Below are 23,909 nucleotides of genomic sequence, written 5' to 3' on the forward strand. Positions count from 1 at the left end.
GGAGCATAGCGAAATGGAGAGGTCTATCCAGACAGATTTCTCGACTGCGTTGCACTCCGCTCGAAATGACGATATCTTGTATTACTCATCACGGAAAATTATGCTTCTAATATGTCATTATTATATTTTCCCCACTAAACCCATAGACCAATTATAATTTGCTTTAAACCACTAAAAACCTTTAACTTTTGTTTTCAATTAGCTCAAAGCATATAAAATACTGAATATAATAGGATTGCAAAATTATCTAGAATATTTCTAAATAGCAGAATTGATAAGACTTTATTTTGTAACTTTGCGTCAAATTTTTCTTTAATGATCACTACTGATATAGCCGTAATAGGCGCTGGTCCGGTTGGTTTATTTGCCATTTTTGAAGCCGGTTTATTAAAAATGCGTTGTCATTTAATTGATTACCTTCCTCAGGTTGGTGGTCAGCTGTCTGAAATTTACCCTAAAAAACCGATATACGATATCCCTGGTTATCCTTCTGTGTTGGCTCAGGAACTTATCGATAATTTAATGGAACAGGCGAAACCTTTCCATCCAACCTTTACTTTAGGCGAGCGTATTGAAGGTTTAGAAAAGAGAGGCGAAGCAGACTTCGTTTTAACAACCAACATGGGTACCGTTATCGAAGCTAAAGTTGTGGTAATTGCCGGTGGTTTAGGTTGCTTTGAGCCACGTAAACCAGCTGTAGAAAATTTAGAGAACTTTGAGAACGGTAAAGGTGTAAACTATATGATCCTTGACCCGGAGAAGTACCGCGACCAGAAAATGGTAATTGCCGGTGGTGGCGACTCTGCATTAGACTGGACCATTTATTTGGCAGAAGTTTGTTCTGAATTAACTTTAGTGCACAGAAGCGAAAGTTTCCGTGGTGCTCCAGATTCGGTTGCTAAAGTAATGGCTTTAGCAGAAAGCGGAAAAATCAATTTAATTTTAAACAGCAATCTGCAAGCAGTACAAGGAACTGATAAGTTAGAGCAAGTTGAAATTGTGCAGAACCGTACCATGGAAAAAACAGTGGTAGAGGCTGATCATTTAATTCCTTTGTTTGGTTTGAGTCCTAAATTAGGCCCGATTGAAGACTGGAATTTAAATATTAACAAAAGTGCAATTGAGGTTAACGTTGATGATTATTCGACAAACATTCCTGGAATTTACGCTATTGGCGATATCAACACTTACACCAATAAACTAAAATTGATTCTTTGTGGTTTCCACGAGGCTGCATTAATGAGCCACAGCGCTTATTCTTACATGAACCCAGGTGTGAAATATACCATGAAATATACAACCGTAAACGGAGTTTCAGAATTTTAAGCTTTCTACTATATTTGTGAATCAATATAAGTAAGCTGAAAAATGGAAAACAATATTAATATATACATGCAAGAGCCGGATGGCTCGGTTACTGAACACGTTGCACCAACTGACATGGGTTTAAGCCTGATGGAGTTTTTAAAGGCATCAGAGTACGATATTTTAGCAACATGCGGTGGAATGGCACTATGTGCTACCTGCTGTGTTGATGTATTGGAAGGCGAAGAAAAACTTAACGAAATGACAGACGATGAGTATGCCATGTTAGATACTCTGCCTGACCTGTTACCAAACTCACGTTTAGCCTGCCAATTGCAGTTAAACAACAATATGGACGGATTAAAAGTGAAATTACACGGTGTAAGCTAAGACTGTAAAACATATTAAAACAAACAAGGCGATACGTAAAGTGTCGCCTTGTTTGTTTAGATCTTTTCGTTAGTCGGGATTTGCAATCTCGACTTTGAGTCTCTCAGCCGGATTAAAAATCCAAAGTTCTAAAGACGGGATTACAAATCCTGCATAACGGAGTATTTTCCTGTTACAGACCTCGCAGGTTTTTAAAACCTGCGAGGTCTAAATGGTAACTTATTGAATAGTTACTTTCTGCTTATCAACATTCCAGCCATACACTTCTACAGCTAAATTACTTTGTTTACCAGTATATTCTACCGTTACCGTTTTACTTTCTCCTGGTAAAATACTAATGTAGTTATCATCATAAAAAGCAGGTAATACGCGTTCACCAGTATTGCCATTTATTAAAGCAACACGGTTAAAAAACGCGACGGGATTTCCAGCTGCGTTACTTAAGGTTACGGCCACTTTTCCGTTTTTCTGATCAACAGCTGCAACTTTTAATTGCGTCTTTTTGATGTTTTTCAGGCCCGAATATTCGCCGTCTTTTCCGGCAAGCCAATAAAGGTTTTCACTTAAAATATTTTGCTTCTGATCTAAAATCCTTAACGAAATAAAAACACCTTCCTTTTTATCCAGCTTGGTTAAAAACTCGTTCATAGGAAAAAGTCTTCTAACTGAAGATGGACCAACCGAGTTGAAGGCCTGAGAGTAGAAATAATCTTTGCCATCCATATCGTAAGCTTTAGCCTGTACCATCAGGTTGTTTTTAGTGGTAAATCCGTTGTTTACAATAGTAACCATACTATCCAAAGGATTCATCATCACGTGCAGCGGCTCACTTCCTTTCCTTAAACCATATAAACAGGCGTTAGGATCAAGATAATAATCGTACATCTGTCCGCGCATGGCTGTCCAGGGGTTTTGAGTTTTCCAGATGATGGAACCCGTGTACCAATCCCACATTTTGTTCGAAAAACCTTCCATTAATGCCCTATACTGGTCGTAATTGGCTAGTTGAGCTTTCATTGCAAAATCTTCCGCACTTTTTGGTTTGCCATAAGGATTCAGGTATTGCTCGTAAGAAATGTATTTATGGTAATCCCATACCGAATCGGGCTTGGCTTTGTACTGTGGTGCAACCAGGTTTTCTTTCGGAATAAAACGGAGTAGTGAAGCGTAATCGCCGACTCCTACCGATCCAACTTCCGAATTGTAAGGAAAAGTCTTTGTACCCCAAAAAGTTTTAATATCCTGTATCCCGTACGGACCATCACCATTACCACCGATTGAATTGAAAGACATTTCGTCGCTGTTAGAAAAATCGAAAAGTTTTCTCGTACCATCCAAACGTGGTAGGATGTCATTTTTTAGGGGTTCCAAAATATCTTCGGGTGGGGTAATTTCGTTCCCTCCGCACCAAAAAGCAAGTGAAGCATGGTTTCTGATCATTTTGATCTGATCTTCTATAGCGGTTAAAGTGAGGTTATGGTCATCAGGATAATTTCTGCGTGTCCATTGGTCTTCCTTTTTCATCGGGTCTACCCAACGGCCATTACAATCGCCACTAAACCAGAAATCCTGAAAAACCAGCAAACCATATTTATCGCAGGCATTGTAAAATTCAGGCCTTTCCAAAATTGCTCCACCCCAGATCCTGATGAGATTGAGGTTCATGTCTTTATGGTAACGTATTTCTGCATCGTAACGGGCGTCGCTAAAACGCAGCATGGCATCAGAAATGATCCAGTTACCTCCTTTAATAAAAATCTTTTGTCCGTTTACAAAAGCGCCCATACTTTTAGTATGCTCGTTCCAGATGTTATCAATCTGACGCACTCCAACTTTAAGCTGCTCCTGATCTAATACCTGGTTGGCCGCTACAAATTCGATTTTTACATCATATAGGTTTTGTGCTCCATATCCGCTTGGCCACCACAATTTAGGGTTTTCGAGCTGTAAATCAGGAAGTTTAACGGTGGTGGTTTTATTGGCTGCAATGGTAGCAGATTGTTTGATCAACTTTCCGGCAATCTGATATTGCAAAGTACCCGAAACCGCCTGGCCTGTTGGGTTTTCTACTTCAACTGAAACTTTAACGGTTGCCGGATTTTGTTTCCCTTCGGGTAAACGTTTGCCCGGAACCAAAGTAATTACCTGCGGGTTCTGGATATTGATGCTTTTTGTTTTCTCAATGGTCACTTTATCCCAAATACCTGTGTTACGGTCGCGCGTAGGCTGTATCCAGTCCCAACCGGCAGTATATTGAGTAGTTAAACCTTTAGCAATTGTTCCATCGCCACCCTGACCTCCATTAGGATTACCTGGAAAATCTGGCGGATAAACAATTACAGCCAATCTGTTTTTTCCATTAGTAGATAACAGTTTGGTGATGTTATACTGTGCCCTAAGGTGCATACCCACCTGGGTTTTCGGATTAACTTTTTTCCCGTTTAAATAAATTTCGGCTTTATAATTTATTCCCCTAAACTGTAGCCAAACCTGTTCGTTACCTGTAGCACGTTCTTCAAAATCTTTTACAAACCAATAGGTGTAATAATCATTACCAGTTTTATATACATCAGGAATCTTTTCGTTATTCATCCCATAAAATGGATCGGGAACTTTTTTATTGTTCAGCAAGGTGGTTAAAACCGTTCCAGGAATTGTTGCGGGCATCCAGCTATTAAGCGAAAAACCAGGTTTAGAAATTTCTGAACCATTAGCAGCTTGCACATCTTTGATATTTGTACAAACCCAGCCCGAGTTTAGCTCGTATCGCTGCTGTGCATTTACAATGAAGGCTGAACAGCACAAAAGAAGTAGAAATATTTTCTTCATTTATTTAAGATATTTTAGTTGATACTTATTTATGGTTAATTTTTAATGAGGATGTATTATAAATATTAACTGTCATCCTGAGCCTGTCGAAGGACCTTCCAAAAAGCCTTACAGGGCGTTTCGACATGCTCAACGTGACAATTCCAGATAACCAGACTTAGAATATGACCTCACTCTTTATCTGGAATTATTTTCCGGATATCGGCCTGTCTTCAGGTTTTACGCCCCAGGTTGCCGATGGTGTATTGCCCATATAAATCTCCATCTTTCCACCAGCAACAATAGCTTTATGAAGAATATACGATTTACTGTAGGGCTTCCCATTCAGTACAATTTTCTGAATGTATTTGTTCTCTGCGCTATTACCTATAACCTTTATATTGAATTTCTTATTCCCAGGCAACGAAATAACCGCATCATTAACCAAAGGTGTTCCGAAAACATAAGCTCCGTTTGCCGGATTTACCGGATAGAAACCCATTGCCGTAAAAATATACCACGCGCTCATTTGCCCCACATCTTCATTGCCGCACAAACCATCAGGCTTAGCGGAATAAAAATCTTTGTCGATTTTACGGATCAGATCGGCTGTTTTCCATGGCCGACCTGCATAAGTATATAAATAAGTGATGTGGTGGTTAGGCTCATTTCCCTGTGCATAATTACCAATCAATCCACTAATATCCGGCGAACCATTGGTTCCCAAATCTAAAGGTAAGGTAAATAGCGAATCAAGTTTATTGGTAAAGGCTTTATCCCCTCCAAAAAGATTGATCAACCCTTCTACATCTTGTGGCACCAACCAGGTATATTGCCAGGCATTGCCTTCTACATAGTCATCTTCACGGTGTTTGGATGAAAAAGGATTGAAAGGGCTTCTCCAGTTTCCGTTGGCTAGTTTACCCCGCATAAACTGAACACTTGGATCGAAATATAAACTGTACAGTTTCGATCTTTTACTAAAATAAATGTAATCTGCAGTTTTGTTCAATGCCTTAGCCATTTGTGCAATACAATAGTCGTCAATAGCATATTCTAAAGCCTTACCTACTGATTCGTTTATTTTATCGGCTGGAATGTGTTTAAGCTTCTGAATATATTCTATGCCATCTGTCTTTTGCATTGCCGATTGTTTTATCGCTTCGTAGGCCAGGTTTACATCAAAGCCCCGGTATCCTTTTAAATAGGCATCAACAATAACCGGCACCGCATGGTAACCTACCATGGTGTTGGTTTCGCTTCCCATTAAATGCCAAACAGGAAGTTTTCCCTGCTGTTTATAGATGGCCAACATCGTATTTACCACATCGTTTACTTTATCCTGGTGAAGGATAGTGAAAAGCGGATTTGCTGCACGATAGGTATCCCAAAGGGAAAAAGTTGTTAAATTATTAAAAGCGGCTTTTTTGTATACCTTTTTATCTGTACCGAGATAATCTTTATTTACATCATTAAATAAAGATGGTGCAATCATAGTATGGTATAATGCCGTGTAAAATACCTTTTTAGTAGTGTTAGATGCTTCTATTTTAACTTTAGAAAGTTCTTTTCCCCATTTTGCATCGGCACTTTTAACGGTTGAAGCAAAATCCCAGCCTGGCAATTCTGTTTTCAGGTTTAAAATGGCATTTTCGATACTTACAGGAGATAAAGCAACTTTAATCTGAAGTTTATCATTATTAACGGCATTAAAACTAACTGCTGCCTTAAGTTTTTTACCAGATAACGTTTTACCGCTTTTAACCACTGTGCTATCGTAAAGCGCAAGACTTTTAATCGGTTGCGAAAGTTTGATTACAAAATACAAACGTTGATCGTCGGCCCAGCCCTTCGAATTACGATGACCTACCAGGGTTGTAGCATCTAACTGCTTAAACGAAGCAGATACAGGTGCATCCCAACCAATGCCTTCAATTAAATCGATAATAATATGGGGATTTTCAGCACCTTTTTTAAAAGTATATTTGTGAAAACCTACTCGTTCGGTTGCAGTTAATTCTGCTTTAATTTGGTATTTATCAAGCAATACACTGTAATAACCAGCTTTAGCCACTTCATTTTGATGAGAAAATTTGGAGAGATAACCTTGCTGATCATCGGCTGTTTTGCCCTTTTCTAAAAGCAGTTTACCTGTGGCAGGCATAATCGAAATATCACCTAAATCGCCAATACCCGTTCCGCTTAAATGCGTATGCGCGAAACCAGTAATGGTATTACTGCTATAATTGTAGCCACTGCACCAATCCCAGCCTTCAAAAATATTATTCGGCCCAAGTTGTACTGCACCAAACGGAACATTGGCACCAACGAAAACGTGCCCGTGTTTTGCCGATCCAATTATTGGGTCAACATATTGGGTTAATTTTGTTTTTTGTTGTGCAAAGATACTATTGGTAAAGAGAGAGGCTGTTAGAAGTAGAATAGACGAGGTTTTCCTGAACTGCATGTGTATTTATAATTTCCTACGATAGATTTAAAAATCTAAAAGTAAAACGTTTTACGTTTATTTTCTCATAAAGGTGAAAGAATTATATAAAATTCCGTCATCTCGACTGAAGCGCAGTGGAATGGAGAGATCTATACTAGTTAGATTTAGCTTCGCTGAGCCTTCGGGTTCTCGACTGCGTTGCAATCGCTCGAAATGACGATCACACAAGCAAACGTCCTCTTACCCAATCTCCAAAGCGATTACCTGATCGGGTTCCGCATTATTTAAGGTTGTGGTAATGCTTAATTTTGATTTTTTAAAGGTATAGTTTACGGGGCTTTTATCTTTTAGCAAATAGGCTTTTTTGATTTTCTTTACCGGAACGTTCTCTAAATCAAGCGTTTTCGTTTTTCCATCAACCAGGTGGATATAAACTTTGTTGTCGCTTTGCGTAATACTTCCCCAGGCCTGTGGTTTAATAAATCCTGCTTTAGTTCCGTAAATGCTTTCTCCATAAATTTTAAGCCAGTCGCCTAAGCCGGCTAAACGATCTTGAAACTCCGGCTGAATTTTACCACTCGGCATCGGACCAATGTTCAGTAAAAGATTGGAACCCAAACTTGCTGCTTTAACCAACATATGAACCAGTTCTTTATTTGATTTGTAATAGGTATCGCTCAAATTATATCCCCACGAATTTGAAATGGTTTCGCAGGTCTCAAGCGGTAATTTATCTGATGCCTTTTGAAAACTTAGACCTGATTTATTCTCTCCGGGAAGATCGCGTTCGAACATCTGGAAATCTTCGCCTGCAAAGGGTGTTAAGTGGTGGTTATTCCCAATCATACATTGTGGCTGAAGTTTGTGAATTAAGCCATAAATTTCATTGTATTTCCAATCAATTCGTGATGTTCTGTCTTTTGATCCTTCTGGTTCGGTTTGATCCCAATGCCCATCAAACCAGATTCCGCCAATTTCACCATAATTGGTCAACAACTCGGTTAACTGGTTTTTCATAAACTGCAAATAACTTGCATAATCGCCTTTGCCGGTCCTGCCTGAGTTCTGCCCTGTCCGTCCGGTCTCATGCGGATAATCTTCCCTGCGCCAATCTAAAAGTGAATAATACAGGTATAGTTTTATGCCTTGCTTATGGCACTCATCGGCCATCATTTTTACGATATCTTTTTTATAGGGCGTATTCATGATGTTGAAATCAGAATATTTAGTATCCCACATACTAAAGCCATCATGATGTCTGGTGATCAGTGTAATATACTTCATTCCGGCATTCTTCGCCATGCTCACCCATTGTTCTGCATTAAACTCAACCGGGTTAAAAAAATCTTTAAGGTTGGTGTAATTGTGAACAGTCAACTTTCGTTCGTTCATTACCCACTCACCACTTCCTGGTATGCTAAAAGGCCCCCAGTGGATAAATAAGCCAAACCGGGCATCGTTAAACCATACTCTTTGTTTTAAGTTAGAGGCCGCAGGTGTATAATCTTGTGCTTTTAACTGTAATGCGATTAATAGTACAAGGCATATTAGGGTTAATTTTTTCATCAGGAAAGCAGTATAGGTAGTTTAGGTTTAGTCTATTGATGCGGTGGCTTTGGTTGGTTTTCCAATTACCTTGTAATTTCCGTCTCCTTTTAAAATGGCCAGAATCTGCGATTGGTTGGTAAAAAGGTTTTTAGCGGCAGCCAATTCTTTATCGTATTGAAAACTCTGCTCAATTCTTCCTTTTTCGTAAAAATAACGGCTCACAATCTGTGTTTCTAAAACTCTTTTAATTTCTGCTTTATGACTAACCAGATCCGTTTTTTTAGAAGAGGTGAGTTTATATTTTAGGTTCTCCAGATCCGTTTTTACTTCTGCGGATTTGTTTTCCTTTTCGGCTTCAACACGTAAATCGGAAAGCAATCTTTCGGTACGGCTTTGGTAAGCCAAATCCTTATCGGCAAGGCTGCCAGAAAATGCAGCATAATCTGCATCAGATAACTGGAAAGTTTTGGCTGAAGTTAAATTTGGCTTTTCTTTCCTGTATTGATTTGCATAGTTAAAGAAAAGGTTTTTATTAAGCATTGAAATGGTAATTGGGCTTAATTTGGCTGCATCAACCACAATATCGGGATAAACACCATTACCGCTGTACACATTTCTTCCTGCTTTGGTCTGGTACATGACCATGGTAGAATCGGCAAAACGTTCGGCAATACCATCCGCATTTTTATGTGCATAATCTAATTTTTGAATACACCTGCCTGATGGCGTATAATACTTTGCAACAGTTACTTTAACCAGGCTGTTATAAGGCAGATTGAAAGTTTGCTGAACCAAACCCTTACCATAACTACGCTGCCCGATTACAATGGCACGATCTAAATCCTGCAGCGAACCAGCAACAATTTCTGAGGCTGAAGCCGAATTTCCATTTACAAGCACCACCAACGGAACCGATGTAGAAACTGGCGCTAAAAGTGTTTTATAGGCAATGGTTTTCTCTATATTTTTGCCTTTTTGGGTAACAATAAGCTGATCCTTATTTACAAAGAGGTTCACAATTTTCACCGCTTCCTGCAAAATACCTCCACCGTTGTTTCTCAAATCTAAAACTACACCTTTTGGATTTTCTTTTTGAATGGCCAGCAGGGCATCTTTAACTTCCTGACCAGAATTTTCCAGGAATTTATCAAGTTTAATATACCCTATTCCGTCGCCAAGCATTCCAGAATAAGAAACGTTAGGCTGTTTTATTTCATCACGGACAAGTTTTTTAGTAATTTCTTTTCCATCTCTAACCACCAACAAATCAACCGGTGTTCCTTTAGGGCCACGCAACAGCTGACTAATTTCCTGGCGGTCTTTGCCCTTTACCGCAATTCCGTTGATACTTACCACCTGATCTCCTGCCTTAATCTCACTTTTATTTGCCGGGTAACCTTCACTCACGTCGTTAATAAACAGTTTTCCATCGATAAAAACAGTGCTGGCACCAATACCTCCGTACTGCGTGCTTACATATTTTAGTTTGTAATCTTCAATTTCCGATTCGGGAACATATTCAGTATACGGATCCAAACTATCTAACATGGCATCAATGCCTGTTTTCATCAACTGAGGGGCATTGGTATCATCTACATAGTTGATATTGATTTCTTTATAGAGTGAGGCAAAAATATCCAGGTTTTTAGAAACCAGAAATAAATCTTCTTTAAATGAAAAAGATAAAGCAGCCAGCCCGAAACCTGCTGCTAAAAGACCATATTTTAGTTTCTTCATTCTCCTGTTTATTTTAATTCCAATAGTGCAGAACAATAGATTATTACCTGTTTGAAAGATTATTTAGTAATTCTGTACAAACGTAAATGTACAAAAAGCAATAAATATTAAAAACAGCTTATTTGGACCAAGCGTAAATTAAGCGTTACGCTAAAAAGGAAGCAGAAATTGGCCTTTTAAGAGAGAAACTAAAGTCTGTTGCCTTTGGTATCGGCAAGTGCTTTCTGAATTGTAAATTCGATATAGGTACGGTCGCGTTTCACCAAACGCATTAAATCTTCAATCAATTGATCTTCTTTGCCAGGAGTAAATTCTAAAGGCTCATTCGCCAGATCGCGGTATTTCCTTAAAAACTTAGTTTTTACTTTAAATGCAGTTTCAGAAGTCAGTTGAAAATTAGCCATGGCATATTTTATTTGATGCAAAAGTAAAAAATATTTGTTCAGGTTAATACTTTTTATGTGATGTGACAAAAAAAGTAGACATTCGCGGATTCTTTTTGCACGATAATTGTGTTAAAACTGCGTTATAAAACTCAGCCGGGTATTAAAGCCCATAAGATGTAAATTTTAAAATTGAAACCAGAACCTGCAAAAACACCATAAAAATGGCATTTGCAGCGATTTATGGAATCACTGAACTTAAAAAAAGCAAATTAAACAACATGAAAAAGATTATCTTCTCCATTGTTTTCCTAACCCTGGGTTGGGCAACATCACAGGCACAAACCTTTAATCTAGGTGTAAAAGCCGGCGTTAACTTAGCTAAAATTAATGCAGATTTTGCAAGTGAAGAAAACCGTTTAGGTTATCAGATCGGTGCATGGGCACGTATTGGCGGTGCAAGTTTTTATGTGCAGCCAGAGGCTTACATTGGCAGCAAAGGCAACAAATTCATCAGTATTCAGCAAAACAACGGTAATGAAGTAGCTGCTGAAGGAAAAGTAAAATTTACCACTTTAGATGTTCCTGTGTTGTTGGGAACAAAATTTGGCGCTAAAAATTTAAACTTCCGTGTAATGGCCGGCCCGGTAATTTCATTTATCCTGGATGAAAATTCGTCATTTAGCTCAGCCTATCAGCAAGCAACAGATTTCGACAATTACAAAAACCAGGCATTGGGTTTACAGGCCGGTGCCGGTGTAGATGTAGGTAATATTTCAGTTGATTTACGTTATGAAGCTGGTTTATCAAACATCAGTAGAAGTGAAAAATATAGCCAGAAACCTAATTTATTTCAATTGAGTTTAGGATTTAAGATTTTGTAAACAGCAAAAAAATGCTGTAATGCAAATTTAAAGACATAAAAAAAGCCATCAATAGATGGCTTTTTTTATAAAATTTCTCCTAATAAAAAGTAGTGTAAAATGTAACCGCGAGCGGATAAGTAGTACTGCCCGCCACCCCTCGTATATAAATGGTATACGCCCTGCCTTTGGTGAGTGTAAATGTTGAACCTGATGCAATTAGCGGAGTACCTGTTCCTGCAATGTTAACAAATAGTTTTGGAGCAGGTGCTGTACCAGGACCTAAGTTTGGTATTTCTGTCCATGTGGTAGCTGTTCCATAAGCAACATTCGAAATTATCCTGGTTCCTGCAACGGCATCTTTAACCAAATCCAGATTGGGGCTGCCATTATACAGGTTAACCATGCGTACAAAGATTTTAGACGTATCTAGTGTAGGCCTGCTATCTTCAACCATTAAAGATGATGGAATTTTTTTACTTGTTGCTGTGTATTGACCTGTTGTATAAATGGTATAATACTTTCCTGCCTCCGGTGTGATCGTTGTATTAAAAACCTCCAAATTGGGATCAGGAACAACTGTTGGGATAATTTTAGCAGTTAAATTGTGTGAGCCAGGACTTGTAACGGCATAACCTAGATCAGGAAACAGGCCATTATATGCATAACCTGCATTTTCTACACCTAAACTGGATAGTGATGACGAAAACTTAGTACCATCCATATAGAAAGTAAGCGCAGGACTACCTGGTGTAAGGTTCAGAATTTTTAGGTATGAATATTTGGGATCTGCCGGACTTATTTTTTCGTAAGCTGTATTTTCTACAAGATCGCCTTTTTTACAAGCGGAGAATAATCCAATACTAACCGCAATAAAATATAATATCTTTTTCATTTTTCTTTTTAATAATGGTGAAATTACGGTTGAGAGAACCACATTTTATAGGTGTGATAATCGTTTTTGTCAGCTCCTATTTTCTTCAGCGCTTCAACATTCCATAAGTACTCAGAGTTGTAGCGTGGACGATACCGTTGCGCTGGTTTGCCTCCGTTATCGGTAAAGAAACTGGCCGGAAACCTATACACGTTTAAGTAAGGATTATTCCCTGCAGCATCCCCAACATTATAATTATATTTTCTTAAATCGCACCATGTTTCTACAAATCCGTAGCCATACAGCGCTAAGTATTTCTGTAACATAATATCTTTTAAAGTTAAGGCTGCCGCCGTTTGCTTAACGGAAGTACTGGCCAAATAAGCTGCTTTTTCTGCAGGGGTTATGGCTGTTCCCAAAGCGCTTACAAAATCAATACTAGAGCTTATGCCATTTAGATAAGCGGTATAAGCTAAACCCAAATCGCCCTTTCTAAATGCAGCTTCTGCCTTAATAAATTGCATTTCGCTATACGTCATGATCGGAAAACCAGCATTATCTTTAAATAAATATTTTCCTTGATTTGGCCCAGGGTTAGCGCCTCCAACTACTCCCCAAACGTTTGGAATCTGGTTTTTATTTACTGCAGTTCCGCCATCTAAAGTAAATGGTGCCGTACCTCTGAAAATAAGATCTGGTGATGCTGTTAACATGTTATTGCGACGGGGATCGATAATCAGAGGCGTGTTGGCAACGGCAAAAGTAGTACCATCAAGCAAGGCAACCATTATTGCAGTTTGACGATAAGCACCCATATTTGCTCTTAACGGCCCAAAGAAATTACCATTTGCAGCTGTAGTTCCGGTATTGGGAACAATAAAATTATCCGCATTACCGGCTAAAGATTTATCAACATATTCGATCACTTTTGCCGGATCATAAATTGCTTTGTTAACCAGATTATTTGCATTTCTGGCTAAAATACCATAGTTAAACTTTATCCATTTGGCATTGTCACCAGCATAAATCAAATCAGCAGGCCCAAACTTAACTACTGTACCTGCACCATCTGTTCTGGTAAAATTGGATATTGATTGATTCGCCAGCCTTACTACTTCGGCATAAACCTCTGGTTGCGTATCGTAATCATACACGTATCGATTAACATCAAAGGCTTGTTTTAAAATAATATCGCCGTGGTAATCGGTTGTAGTTTGCCAACTCCAGGCTTTCAAGGCCTGAGCCATTCCTACATAATTCCATTCCTGTTTTGCTTCAGAATCTTCAACAATCAAGTTCAAGTTTGCACCTAAACCAAAATAATTGGTTCTCCATATCTCGCCCATGGCATCGCTACCAGAAATCCAGCCGTGTTGCTCACCCACATTCACAGCTCCTCCAAAATATTGGATAAGTCCACCTAAATATCTCGAATCGAACTGAACACCCCGCTCCATCTGAGCGAACAACGGCGGCGTTAATGTTTTGCTCGAAACTTCTTGCGGGGTAGCCGGATCTGTATTTACATCCAGATACTTTTTACACCCTGAAGTAGTTATTATTGAAGCAAAAACTGATAATAATAAATATATCTTTTTCATCTCTTTAATCTTTAAAAACCAATTTTTACACCTAAATTATAACCCCTTGGTAAGCCTACAGAACCAAAATCAATACCTGTTCCTCCTAAACCACCAGATGCAGCACTTAATCCGTTAACCGATGGATCTACACCTTTGTAATTGGTAATCAACAGCAAATCAGTACCGGTTGCAAAAACACTGGCGCTTTTAATTACCCTGCTTTTTTCGAAAATGGTTTTTGGCAGGTTATAACTTAAAGTAATATCCTTTAGCCTGATCCAATTGATATCTTTTTCTAAGAAATCGGCTGTATTGTAGAGTGTTGAATAATACGTAGTTGTGATATATGGAATAACCACAACATTGTTCTTGGTTGGGTTAGCCGAATTCTCAAGTCCATCGCGCATTACACCTGCTATAATACGGGGCACTTCACGATCGGTACTTAATTTAGATAGACCTCTGGCATATAAATATAATTCTGTCGCATTATAAATATCTCCACCCTTACGCAGATCAAGCAAAAAAGAAAGATTAAAGTTTTTATAGGTAAAGCTGTTGGATAACCCAATCATAATATCTGGCGCACGGTCGCCCATTTGAGTAAAATTAGCATCCTTAATCGGCATTCCGCTTGCCGGATTGATTAGAAGCTGGCCGTCTTTATTCCTTAAGTAATCTATACCAGCAAAAGCAGATATTGATGTACCAACGGCATATTGTGCCCTAACGTTATCAAAAAGCCAACTGTCCGACACATAAAACACATCCTGATTTGCAGGTAATGATAATATTTTACCTCTTGATCTTGATGCATTAGCCGAAATATCCCAGCTAAAGTTCTGCGTTTTAACCGGAGTACCTTTTATTAAAAGCTCAAATCCATGAACCCTTATTTTTCCGCTGTTAATGTACTGTAACACTGCTCCTGATGCATAACTTAAACGGGGTGCGGTAATTTGTTTATCAGAAAGGTTATGATAATAAGAGAAATCGAACGATAATCTGTTATTAAAGAAACCCAGTTCCATACCAATTTCTTTAGCGGTTGTAAATTCTGCCTCAAGATTTGGATTGCCCATATTTACATCTAATGCATACCCCCCGCCAGTTGTTTGTTGAGCAATAAGTTTGTTATCAGTAACATATGCTACCCTGGCATCTTTACCTGATTGCCCCCATGAACCTCTTAATTTACCATAAGATAACCATCCTAAATCTTTTACTGCCTGCAAATTAGAAAACACAAAACTTAATGATGTTGCAGGATAAAAGAATGTATTATTTTTTTGTGGTAAGGTTGATGATAAATCCTGACGACCTGACAAGGTTAGGTACAGATAATTATCATATCCTAGCTCGGCATTAGCAAAGAAACCAACTTTACGTTTTAGCTCATTTGTATAAGCAACCCTTTGCGTAGTGGGATCGATGTTATTCATGCTAAAAAAATTTGGTTGATAAAAACGCGTACCAAACTGGGCGTTAACCTGGTAAGAATCGTCTTTGATCTCTGTACCCACTCTAATTACAGGTTTAAACTTTCCAAAATCTTTTTTTGCGGTGGCTACAAAGTTGGCTGTAACCAATCTTTCATTTGCATTGTAGGTATTTAAGCCTCCACCAGCATTGGTGGTTTGAGCTTTATTGGCCTCATACGATTGAACATCATAGGCAGATAATCCGGTTTGAGAAAAAATATCTGCCCCGGCAGTTCCCTGCATACTTAACCAATTAGTTGGCGTATAGGTAAAACCGATATTGCCTAACACACGGTTCATTTTATCGTAGTTTGGATTTCTTTCTACTCCCCAGTAAGGATTATCCAGTTCGCCACTCAAGCTTCCCGTAATGGTTCTTCTTTCGCCAAGTGGTGTTAAATAATTCCGCATATCATCTGTTAATGGCCACGATAATGCACTTAACATTGGGCTACTTACTCCTTTATAGGTTTTATCTGTCCTGGATGAGATCAGGTTTAGTGAAGCATTCATGCTAATTTTATCACTAATTTTAGAAGTCGCGTTTATTTTACCGTTAATTGTATTGTACGCTGTACCCGGAATAATCCCTTTTTGATCAGTATAACTTACTGTTGTTCTGACCGAAAGTTTTTCACTTCCGCCTTCAATGGTTGCGTTATGTTTTTGTGTAAACCCTGTTTTGTAAAAATTGCCAATGTTATCGTAGATTGTTTTATTTGCCGGATACTTTGCACCAAAGAAAGTACGGGTTCTTTGTTCCTCATCGAAAACCCCTCCTGCGCCACCACCATAAGTGGTTTGCACTTCAGGATAACGGTAAGTATTTTCTAAACGAAAAGAATTGCTGTACGATACACGTGCGGTACCTGCTTTTGCTCTTTTTGTGGTGATTACCACAGCACCCGATGCTCCATCAGTTCCATATAAAGCTGAAGCTTCAGGCCCTTTCAAAATGGTTAGTGATTCTATTTCTTCCGGATTAATATCCATGGCTCTATTACCGTAGTCGTTCTGACGGTTAAAGGTTCCCTGGCCTACTAAATTATACTCACTGAAAGTACGGTTAGAAATAGGCAGTCCATCTACCACAAAAAGTGGCTGGTTATCACCATCAAGAGAGATACCTCCACGTATGATCATTGTTGCAGATGCGCCAGGGGTACCCATTGTAGGGGTAATTGTGGCTCCGGCAACCCTTCCCTGCAAGGCATTTAAAAAGTTGTCCCGCTGTGTATCAGCAATATCTGCCCCTTTTAATGTTTGTGCAGAATAGCCTAAAGCATCTTTTGATCTTTTGATACCAAAAGCTGTAACCACTACCTCGTTCAGGTTACCAGCATCAGGCGAAAGATTAACATTAATAGAAGAGTTTGAACCAACTGATCTTTCGAAAGTTTTATAACCAATGTAAGAAAAGGTAAGCACGTCTGTTTTTAATGCCTTAATAGAGTAGTTTCCATCAGCATTAGTTTGTGCAACTGTAGTGCTTCCCTTTACTCTAATGGAAACACCGGGTATAGGTCCATCAGTTGATGTAACCTTACCGGTAATGGTTATTTGTTGTGCAATGGCATGAGCCAGCAACAAAAACATACCAATAAAAATTAGTAGTAGTTTTTTTTTCATAAACTGCCTGTTTAGTTAAGGATAAGATTGTTAGTTGTTGTTAGTTAATATTAAAACACGCACAATAACGCATTTTATACTAATATCACAATTGTTTTAGAATAAAAAACTATTTAGCAAGGAGTAACAAAAATTTTATCGCAATAACACGCACAAACACGCAATATTAAAAATCTAAAAATCTTTTATACATTCGCTTAAAACCAAACACCTACTTATGCTGAAAAAAGAACGCCACGACTTCATTATGCGCCAGATCAATTTACATAACCGCGTATTAACTTCTGATCTGGTTCAATTGCTTAATGTTTCGGAAGATACCATTAGACGGGACCTACAGGAACTTGTTGATGAAAACCTGCTTTACAAGGTTCATGGAGGCGCTTTATCTAAATCGTACCACAGTTCTTTTGATGACAGTACGGTTTATGCACGTGATAGTAAAATTGCCATCGGCAAAAAAGCCGTTCAGCTGATAAAGGATGGTATGGTAGTGTTAACAGGTGGCGGAACCACAATTTTAGAGTTTGTAAAGCTGCTTCCACAGGGTTTATCTGCAACTTTTTTCACTATTAGCCCGCTGGTTGCCGTAGAATTGGCCAAATACAATAATATCGAAGTGATTTTGATTGGTGGTTTGTTTTCTAAAAATTCGCAGGTTACTTATGGTGGACAAGTAATTACACAACTATCGGAAATAAAGGCCGATTTATGCCTGATGGGAACGAGTGCCATCCATCCGGACGAAGGCCTAACAGATACTTACTGGGAAATTAACCAACTTAAAAAGGCCATGCTGGCCTGTGCAAAAAAAACAGCCGTGCTTTGCATCTCCGAGAAATTGGATATTGCTTTAAGATTGAGAGTTTGCCCGATAGAAAGTATTAGTTACTTGATAACAGAGTTAGATTTAGATCATGAATCGCTTTCGCGTTATGTAGAAAAGCAATTGAATATTTTATAAAACGAGTCCCGACGAAAATCGGGACTCGTTTTGCTAAAAAGTTGGATCAGCAGGGGTATTCGTATTATTATCTCTTTCCTGGAAAGGATAAGGAAAGAAATTCCGTTTACGATCGGCTAAAGGCTGATTGAACCTTCGCACATCCTCTATCTTCAATCCTGAAGCATACAGTTCGATCGAACGGTGTTTGTAAATAAGATCAAGCAACTGCTGCTGTGTATAAGGGCCAACTAGTGGCGGCAATGCTGCGGTTACCCCAAAAAGATCTGAAGTTTTGGTTACTACCTTGTTCAATTCAATTAATGAATTGGTTAGGTCTGGCTGTCTCGCCAGTGCTTCAGCCTTTATTAAAATCATCTCTCCTGGTAAGTATATCGGAAAAGGGCTTGCTGTTGCTGCTGCAAAACCATTCATACGTAAGGTTGGGGTTGCCCCTGCCATTACCGTATAAAAAGCTATCCTTTTATCTGCAGCATCCGGAGTGTTCGCACCGGTAAGTCCTAAATTTGCGTTTAATGGCTGAAATACATTATTTGAAGAAATGATGCTAAATAGAATATTCGGTGAGGTAGCATCAAACTTGAAAAATGATGCCTTAGTTAAATCAACAGCATTTGCTTCTGTTAATGCCAGTGGATAATTCCCTGAAAACAGTGCATATCTGGCTTTGAGTGCATGTATTGTATTTATAATATTCACATCAGAAGGAATATTACCTAAAAAGCTGGCAGAAATTGAATTTGCAGCAATAACAGTTAAAGCATTATCCAAAACAGCAATTGCTTTTGTAAAACCAGCAGAACGGGTAATAAAAGGTATGTTTTTTCCTGTTCCATCTGGAATTTTTTCCCAGTATTGGGCCATATTTCCAATTGCCAGGGCCTTGAATATGCTGGAATAGGCAATTAATCCCGCTGCATAACCTTTGTCACCCAAATTACCGGCATTAGCAATCACTAAATCTGCATCGTAAATAATCTTGTTAGCGCTTGTCCAAAGATTAAATAAAATTGTATTTGTCCCATCAACGGTACTACCACCGGTGCTTAACTGTAACTCAGGAATATTCCCTGAATTGAGTAACCGCAGCTCGTTGGTTACAAAACCATTTGCTGCCACAGAGTTGAACATAACACCTGTACGGGTTAAAGTATAAACCCGCTGTAAACCTATTGCCACTGCAGTTAACCCTTGCTGGGTGCCCAAAGCCACATCTGTTTTAGCTCTGGATGGATCCTGATATTCTTTCGTACATGAGGAAAAGCACAATGTTAACGAAAGGACTAAACAGGTTATATTTGCCGGAATATTATTTCTTAAAATTTTCATAAACTTTCCTTTAACGATTATAATTTAACTTGTAAACCCAAACTAAAAGTCCTTGGAATCGGCACCGAACCAAAATCTATATTTCTCAGTATCGTTGATTGGCCGCCAGAATTTAACTCAGGATCGTAACCCTTATAGTTGTCCCAGGAGATAAGGTTTCTACCGCTTACCGTTACAGTAAGGTCTCTTAGGAATTTTAGCTTGCCTATATTATAACTCAGCGAAATCTCTCGCAGCTTAACAAAAGATCCATCATCAATCCTCCACTCCTCAATGGCATAAACTCCGGCAACATATCCCCTGGGCAACTGGCCAAGTTGCTCTTGTTCGGCTACTTTACCATTTCCAACACCCTGGCGAGTTCTCCAATCGGCATTCCAAACGTCGCCGCCCTGTACCGCATCAAACTGTACATGAAGATTCAATTTTTTATAGGTAAAGTCGTTTACAAATGACATGTTATAATCAGGGTTTGGATTACCGATTACTTTACGAAGCGTTGTTCCGGTAGGCAAACCATTTGCATCGCGTTGTGGAGTAAACGTAGTGGCAGAATTTTGAATTCCCTTTTCTATCTGAGGAATTCCTGCTGCATTTGTTAACAGACTTCCATCCGGATTACGCGCAAAAAAGGTTCCATAGAACACACCAATGGCTTCACCATTTATAATTGCAACAGGAGCACCTGGATTTGTACTAAACAACCTTAAACCACCTACATCAAGTGCTGTATTTCTATTCCTATTGAAAACAACTGAAGTGTTCCATTTAAAATCTTTGCCTTCAACCGGAGTTCCATTCAACACAAGCTCAATCCCTTTGTTCCTTAGCGAGCCTATGTTATCTAATAAGCTGGAAAATCCTGTTGACGGCGCCTGCACACTGGCAATCAGTAAATCGCTTACTTTTTTATTGTACCAGTTAAATTGTAAACCTAATCTGTTTTTGAAGAAAGATAAATCTGTTCCCAGTTCCAATTCGCGCTGGCGTTCTGGTTTAACGTTTTCGTTAGCTAAAGTCGCACTCGAAAACAACGATGCTCTACCCAAAAACGATTGTGTAGAATAGGCATTGATCCTATCATATGCGCCAATACCGGTCAGGTTACCCGATTCTCCATAAGCCGCTCTTATTTTAAATGTATCCCACCAATCAGAAACGCCAAAGCTTTTCCAATAATCGGCAGAAGAAAGCACATAACTTAAGCTTCCTTTCAAGTATTCCTGTGTGCGGTTATCAGCCCCGAAAACTGAAGATTGATCAACCCTTAAGGCACCCGTAACAAATAAATGATCTTTATATTTAAAATTCTGCTGGATATATCCTCCACTTACAGACAACTCTGTTCTTCCATCTACACTTGGAAGCTGTGTTGCAGCAGCATTTACCGTTTCTATTAATGGGGCCAAACCTCTGCCATTTACCAACTGATATTTCGTTTTTTCGTATTGAAACGAATAACCAACCTGAGTGGTTGACGAAATCAACTCTGATAATTTAGCCTGATAAGTTGCATTAAACTCATTGTTAAACTGAAAAGCATTGTTTGTTGCTGCACTTGCGTAGCCATTTAATGTACCATCTAAAGCCGCACCACCACCATAAAAATCCGGATTTACGTTATATGCAAATGGTGGAATGTAGGTTGACCCACTCTGACCAGAATTATCAACACCTAAAGTAAAATCTAAGGTTAAATTTTTTACAGGGTACAATTTCAAATTGGCATTGGCAATAATGCGATTGGTTTCCTGACGCTGTTTTATGTCTTCTATTACCGACACAGGATTTACCCTGCCACGTTCTCCAACAGCCATTAAATTACCATTAGCATCTCTGGCAAAAATATCATGAATGTTCCCGATAATGGTAACAGAATTCATTGGTGAAAAAAACGAATTCCCATCTGGCTTTTCATTGGCCGAACTGCGGATATAATTTAAGCCGGCACTCAATTTTGCCCATTCAGTGATTTTCTGATCGATGTTTGCCCTGAAATTATAGCGTGTAAAATCGGTATTTTTAATAATCCCCTGATTACTGAAATAAGCTGCTGAAGTATAGTATTTTGTATTTTCATTACCACCGGAAACAGAAATCGTATTATCTGTACCCGTAGCAGACTGAAAGATGTAATCCTGATAATTATAACGTGTTACAGGGATTTTTTGGGTCTGCAGAAACGGAGGATCACCAACAGTCTGGATTACGTCTTGTGTAGGAAAGTTCGTAGGCGTACCAAACCTTACCGGAGATTCGTTCACCTCAACCTGTTTACGCAAATGACTCAATGTTAAACTAGTGCTGAAATTAACCTGAGCAGCACCACTTACACCTTTTTTGGTAAAGATCTGAATTACTCCCGAATTTGCCCTAGAGCCATAAATGGCTGCAGCTGCAGCTCCGTTTAACACTTCAATACGCTCAATATCTGCCGGATTAATATCAACCATCCTATTCTGCCCAATGCTTCCAACAAAGTTTCCGCCATCATAATTGGCTGAGGTATTGGTAACCCTCGTAGTTGAATTGTTCACGATTACACCATCGATAATGTAAAGTGGCTCTGATGATGAATTTACGGAGCTAATACCTCTTAAACGAACAGATAAGCCCCCTGCAGGATCACCAGAGTTCTGGCTGATTTGAGCACCAGCCGTTTTTCCCTGTAAAGATGAGAGCACATTTCCACTCGGCGCTTTGTTCAGATCATCACCTTTAACGGTACTTACATAACTTCCCAGCTCTTTTCTGGTTGTTCCCTGAGATGTTCCAGTTACAATTACTTCATCCAAACCAACAGCATCAGCACTTATGGAAGTACTTAGTTGAACCTGATCGCCTGACGCAAGATCGATCGACTGCGCTTTACTCTTGTAACCTACGTAAGAAAACTGAATCTGATATTTGCCAGGGGCTAAATCTACGGCAAACGTATAAGCCCCATTAGAATTGGTACTTGTTGCTAAACTTGTATTAAGGATTTTAACTACAACGCCTGGAATAGGCTCGTTATTTGAGGCATCAGTCACTTTCCCGCTAATGGTATAACGTTTATTTTGTGCCTGCGCCTTTTCCGTAAACAGAAGCAGCAGAAATGGGATCAACAAGATTAAGAAGAATCCTGGCGACCATTTTAGGTAACTTTTTTCCATAAAATTTGGTTTTGTTAGAAGATTAGTGTTAAAACAAATTTAACAAAATACCATATAAACCAACTTTTTAACCTGTACAAACTTATCTACAAAATTGCGACTACTTAAGCAGGCAAACTGATTTTACCCATGCAAACAGAAGGCACACCTTGCCGGTTACCAAAATTAATCGGCTCTCCACAGAGCGTTTCGTTAGCTAAAACAGCAAATAAAACAGCCTCCTTTGCATCTGGATTAATATTTAAATCTTCAGTGCTTAGGAATTTGCAAAAAGGCAGCCTGGTTTGAAGAAGCTGAACAAGCAGCGGATTGTGCATGCCACCACCACTCATAAATACCCGCACCCGGGCATGCGCTCCAAAACAACGTTTTATCGCATTGGCAATGGTTTCTGCTGAAAAATGGCACAAGGTTGTCATTACATCTTCTTTAACCAGATTTATTGTTGAAGACTGTTCTTGTGCCTTTAGTAAATATTCCAGGTTAAATAATTCGGGCCCGGTGGTTTTAGGAAAATCCAATTCAAAAAAACTACAATTCAACAATGCAGATAATAGTTCTGGATTAACTTTACCAGCCAAAGCAATACTGGCATTTTTATCATAAAACTGATTAAAATATTTTTGCATATATTGATCCATCAGCGTATTTCCGGGACCAACATCTGTCGAAAAAATTTCGCTGGCATCGGTACTCCCAGGCAAATAAGTGAAGTTTGCTATACCACCAATATTCAACATCACCCGATCTTCACCAGCCTTAGAAAACATTAAATAATCTCCGTATACAGCCAGAGGAGCCCCCTCACCCCCCGCAACTAAATGTTTCTGCCTAAAATCGGAAAGGGTAATAATTCCGGTTTTAATGGCAATATGGTCGCCATCACCAATCTGTAATGTGCCATTAGGATAATCGGCCAGTTTGTGCAAAGATTTTGGTGCATGAAAAATGGTTTGTCCATGACTGGCGATAAAGTCGATATCCTCGTTTTTATATTCCCATTCTTTTAAAACTTCATTGATTAATTGAGCATGAACATTTGCAATGTGCGCATTCATCAGGCAAACCGATTGTAAATCGACCTCTTTTTTAGAAAATATAGCCTTTATTTTTGCCCTGAAATCATCAGTATAATCGCCGGTTTTAAATTTTAAAACACGGATATCAGTTTCAGCACCGCTTCCCTTTACCAAACAGAGGGCAATATCCAATCCATCCATTGAAGTCCCACTCATCAATCCGATAATTAAACGTTCTGACTTGCCTGCTTTTGAGTATAACTTTTGGATCTGCTTGTTCATATTAATTTTTATCTTAAAAGATCAAACGTTTGTCTGCCCCTTTAATTGAATTTTATGTAAATACTTGCAATAAATGTAAATAACCTTTGTTAGAAATTGGGCATAACTCT

Annotated in this window: 15 protein-coding genes; 4 read left to right on the forward strand and 11 right to left on the reverse strand. The window is 38.9% G+C overall.

Translation table 11 applies throughout. The annotated features are described in order from the left end of the window. Window positions 1-315 precede the first annotated feature (315 nt). Window positions 316-1,326 (forward strand): NAD(P)/FAD-dependent oxidoreductase, encoded by a 1,011-nt coding sequence (locus tag KYH19_RS19670; protein WP_029274634.1) that lies wholly within the window; start codon window positions 316-318, stop codon window positions 1,324-1,326. A 42-nt stretch (window positions 1,327-1,368) separates the two neighbouring features. Continuing rightward, a complete protein-coding gene (locus KYH19_RS19675) occupies window positions 1,369-1,695 on the forward strand; it encodes a 2Fe-2S iron-sulfur cluster-binding protein (RefSeq protein WP_025141835.1) in 327 nt (108 codons plus the stop codon). A gap of 219 nt (window positions 1,696-1,914) precedes the next feature. Here KYH19_RS19675 and KYH19_RS19680 read toward each other — a convergent pair whose 3' ends face one another. From KYH19_RS19680 to KYH19_RS19700, 5 genes are all read right to left on the reverse strand, one after another. Next, window positions 1,915-4,524 carry a glycoside hydrolase family 2 TIM barrel-domain containing protein gene (locus KYH19_RS19680; protein WP_219076338.1) on the reverse strand — a complete coding sequence of 870 codons (2,610 nt, stop codon included), beginning with the start codon at window positions 4,522-4,524 and terminating at the stop codon, window positions 1,915-1,917. A gap of 187 nt (window positions 4,525-4,711) precedes the next feature. Then, a complete protein-coding gene (locus KYH19_RS19685; RefSeq protein ID WP_219076339.1) occupies window positions 4,712-6,970 on the reverse strand; it encodes a GH92 family glycosyl hydrolase in 2,259 nt (752 codons plus the stop codon). Between the two features lie 222 nt (window positions 6,971-7,192). Beyond that, window positions 7,193-8,518 carry an alpha-L-fucosidase gene (locus KYH19_RS19690; RefSeq protein WP_219076340.1) on the reverse strand — a complete coding sequence of 442 codons (1,326 nt, stop codon included), beginning with the start codon at window positions 8,516-8,518 and terminating at the stop codon, window positions 7,193-7,195. Window positions 8,519-8,545: 27 nt separating this feature from the next. Beyond that, window positions 8,546-10,237: a S41 family peptidase gene (locus KYH19_RS19695; RefSeq protein WP_219076341.1), complete on the reverse strand. Its 1,692-nt coding sequence runs from the start codon at window positions 10,235-10,237 to the stop codon at window positions 8,546-8,548. 188 nt (window positions 10,238-10,425) lie between these two features. Beyond that, entirely contained in the window at window positions 10,426-10,641 is a 216-nt protein-coding gene (locus KYH19_RS19700) for a hypothetical protein (protein WP_025141830.1), read from the reverse strand. A 260-nt stretch (window positions 10,642-10,901) separates the two neighbouring features. On the opposite strand from KYH19_RS19700, the gene KYH19_RS19705 reads away from it, so the two are divergent. Further along, window positions 10,902-11,504 carry a porin family protein gene (locus KYH19_RS19705; RefSeq protein ID WP_132396038.1) on the forward strand — a complete coding sequence of 201 codons (603 nt, stop codon included), beginning with the start codon at window positions 10,902-10,904 and terminating at the stop codon, window positions 11,502-11,504. Window positions 11,505-11,583: 79 nt separating this feature from the next. Here KYH19_RS19705 and KYH19_RS19710 read toward each other — a convergent pair whose 3' ends face one another. From KYH19_RS19710 to KYH19_RS19720, 3 genes are read right to left on the reverse strand one after another with little or no spacing between them, the layout of a single operon-like run. Beyond that, window positions 11,584-12,378, reverse strand: coding sequence for a DUF4397 domain-containing protein (locus tag KYH19_RS19710; protein WP_219076342.1), 795 nt, complete (start codon window positions 12,376-12,378; stop codon window positions 11,584-11,586). Window positions 12,379-12,401: 23 nt separating this feature from the next. Continuing rightward, window positions 12,402-13,958, reverse strand: coding sequence for a SusD/RagB family nutrient-binding outer membrane lipoprotein (locus tag KYH19_RS19715; protein WP_219076343.1), 1,557 nt, complete (start codon window positions 13,956-13,958; stop codon window positions 12,402-12,404). Window positions 13,959-13,969: 11 nt separating this feature from the next. Then, window positions 13,970-17,050, reverse strand: coding sequence for a SusC/RagA family TonB-linked outer membrane protein (locus tag KYH19_RS19720; protein WP_219076344.1), 3,081 nt, complete (start codon window positions 17,048-17,050; stop codon window positions 13,970-13,972). Window positions 17,051-17,267: 217 nt separating this feature from the next. On the opposite strand from KYH19_RS19720, the gene KYH19_RS19725 reads away from it, so the two are divergent. Then, window positions 17,268-18,014 (forward strand): DeoR/GlpR family DNA-binding transcription regulator, encoded by a 747-nt coding sequence (locus tag KYH19_RS19725; RefSeq protein WP_121285193.1) that lies wholly within the window; start codon window positions 17,268-17,270, stop codon window positions 18,012-18,014. Window positions 18,015-18,047: 33 nt separating this feature from the next. Here the strand turns inward: KYH19_RS19725 and KYH19_RS19730 are convergent, their stop codons facing one another. The 3 genes from KYH19_RS19730 to KYH19_RS19740 form a co-directional block, all read right to left on the reverse strand. Further along, window positions 18,048-19,343: a RagB/SusD family nutrient uptake outer membrane protein gene (locus tag KYH19_RS19730; RefSeq protein ID WP_219076345.1), complete on the reverse strand. Its 1,296-nt coding sequence runs from the start codon at window positions 19,341-19,343 to the stop codon at window positions 18,048-18,050. A gap of 17 nt (window positions 19,344-19,360) precedes the next feature. Further along, window positions 19,361-22,498, reverse strand: coding sequence for a SusC/RagA family TonB-linked outer membrane protein (locus KYH19_RS19735; RefSeq protein ID WP_219076346.1), 3,138 nt, complete (start codon window positions 22,496-22,498; stop codon window positions 19,361-19,363). Between the two features lie 104 nt (window positions 22,499-22,602). Next, window positions 22,603-23,799, reverse strand: coding sequence for an anhydro-N-acetylmuramic acid kinase (locus KYH19_RS19740; protein WP_219076347.1), 1,197 nt, complete (start codon window positions 23,797-23,799; stop codon window positions 22,603-22,605). Window positions 23,800-23,909 lie beyond the last annotated feature (110 nt).

Source organism: Pedobacter sp. D749 (assembly GCF_019317285.1).
Classification (GTDB): domain Bacteria; phylum Bacteroidota; class Bacteroidia; order Sphingobacteriales; family Sphingobacteriaceae; genus Pedobacter.

What these genes read in the sequence shown, in the direction of transcription:
- KYH19_RS19670 (WP_029274634.1), top strand. Translation starts at nt 316, where the DNA reads ATGATCACTACTGATATAGCCGTAATAGGCGCTGGTCCGGTTGGTTTA.
- KYH19_RS19675 (WP_025141835.1), top strand. Translation starts at nt 1,369, where the DNA reads ATGGAAAACAATATTAATATATACATGCAAGAGCCGGATGGCTCGGTT.
- KYH19_RS19680 (WP_219076338.1), bottom strand. Translation starts at nt 4,524, where the DNA reads ATGAAGAAAATATTTCTACTTCTTTTGTGCTGTTCAGCCTTCATTGTA.
- KYH19_RS19685 (WP_219076339.1), bottom strand. Translation starts at nt 6,970, where the DNA reads ATGCAGTTCAGGAAAACCTCGTCTATTCTACTTCTAACAGCCTCTCTC.
- KYH19_RS19690 (WP_219076340.1), bottom strand. Translation starts at nt 8,518, where the DNA reads ATGAAAAAATTAACCCTAATATGCCTTGTACTATTAATCGCATTACAG.
- KYH19_RS19695 (WP_219076341.1), bottom strand. Translation starts at nt 10,237, where the DNA reads ATGAAGAAACTAAAATATGGTCTTTTAGCAGCAGGTTTCGGGCTGGCT.
- KYH19_RS19700 (WP_025141830.1), bottom strand. Translation starts at nt 10,641, where the DNA reads ATGGCTAATTTTCAACTGACTTCTGAAACTGCATTTAAAGTAAAAACT.
- KYH19_RS19705 (WP_132396038.1), top strand. Translation starts at nt 10,902, where the DNA reads ATGAAAAAGATTATCTTCTCCATTGTTTTCCTAACCCTGGGTTGGGCA.
- KYH19_RS19710 (WP_219076342.1), bottom strand. Translation starts at nt 12,378, where the DNA reads ATGAAAAAGATATTATATTTTATTGCGGTTAGTATTGGATTATTCTCC.
- KYH19_RS19715 (WP_219076343.1), bottom strand. Translation starts at nt 13,958, where the DNA reads ATGAAAAAGATATATTTATTATTATCAGTTTTTGCTTCAATAATAACT.
- KYH19_RS19720 (WP_219076344.1), bottom strand. Translation starts at nt 17,050, where the DNA reads ATGAAAAAAAAACTACTACTAATTTTTATTGGTATGTTTTTGTTGCTG.
- KYH19_RS19725 (WP_121285193.1), top strand. Translation starts at nt 17,268, where the DNA reads ATGCTGAAAAAAGAACGCCACGACTTCATTATGCGCCAGATCAATTTA.
- KYH19_RS19730 (WP_219076345.1), bottom strand. Translation starts at nt 19,343, where the DNA reads ATGAAAATTTTAAGAAATAATATTCCGGCAAATATAACCTGTTTAGTC.
- KYH19_RS19735 (WP_219076346.1), bottom strand. Translation starts at nt 22,498, where the DNA reads ATGGAAAAAAGTTACCTAAAATGGTCGCCAGGATTCTTCTTAATCTTG.
- KYH19_RS19740 (WP_219076347.1), bottom strand. Translation starts at nt 23,799, where the DNA reads ATGAACAAGCAGATCCAAAAGTTATACTCAAAAGCAGGCAAGTCAGAA.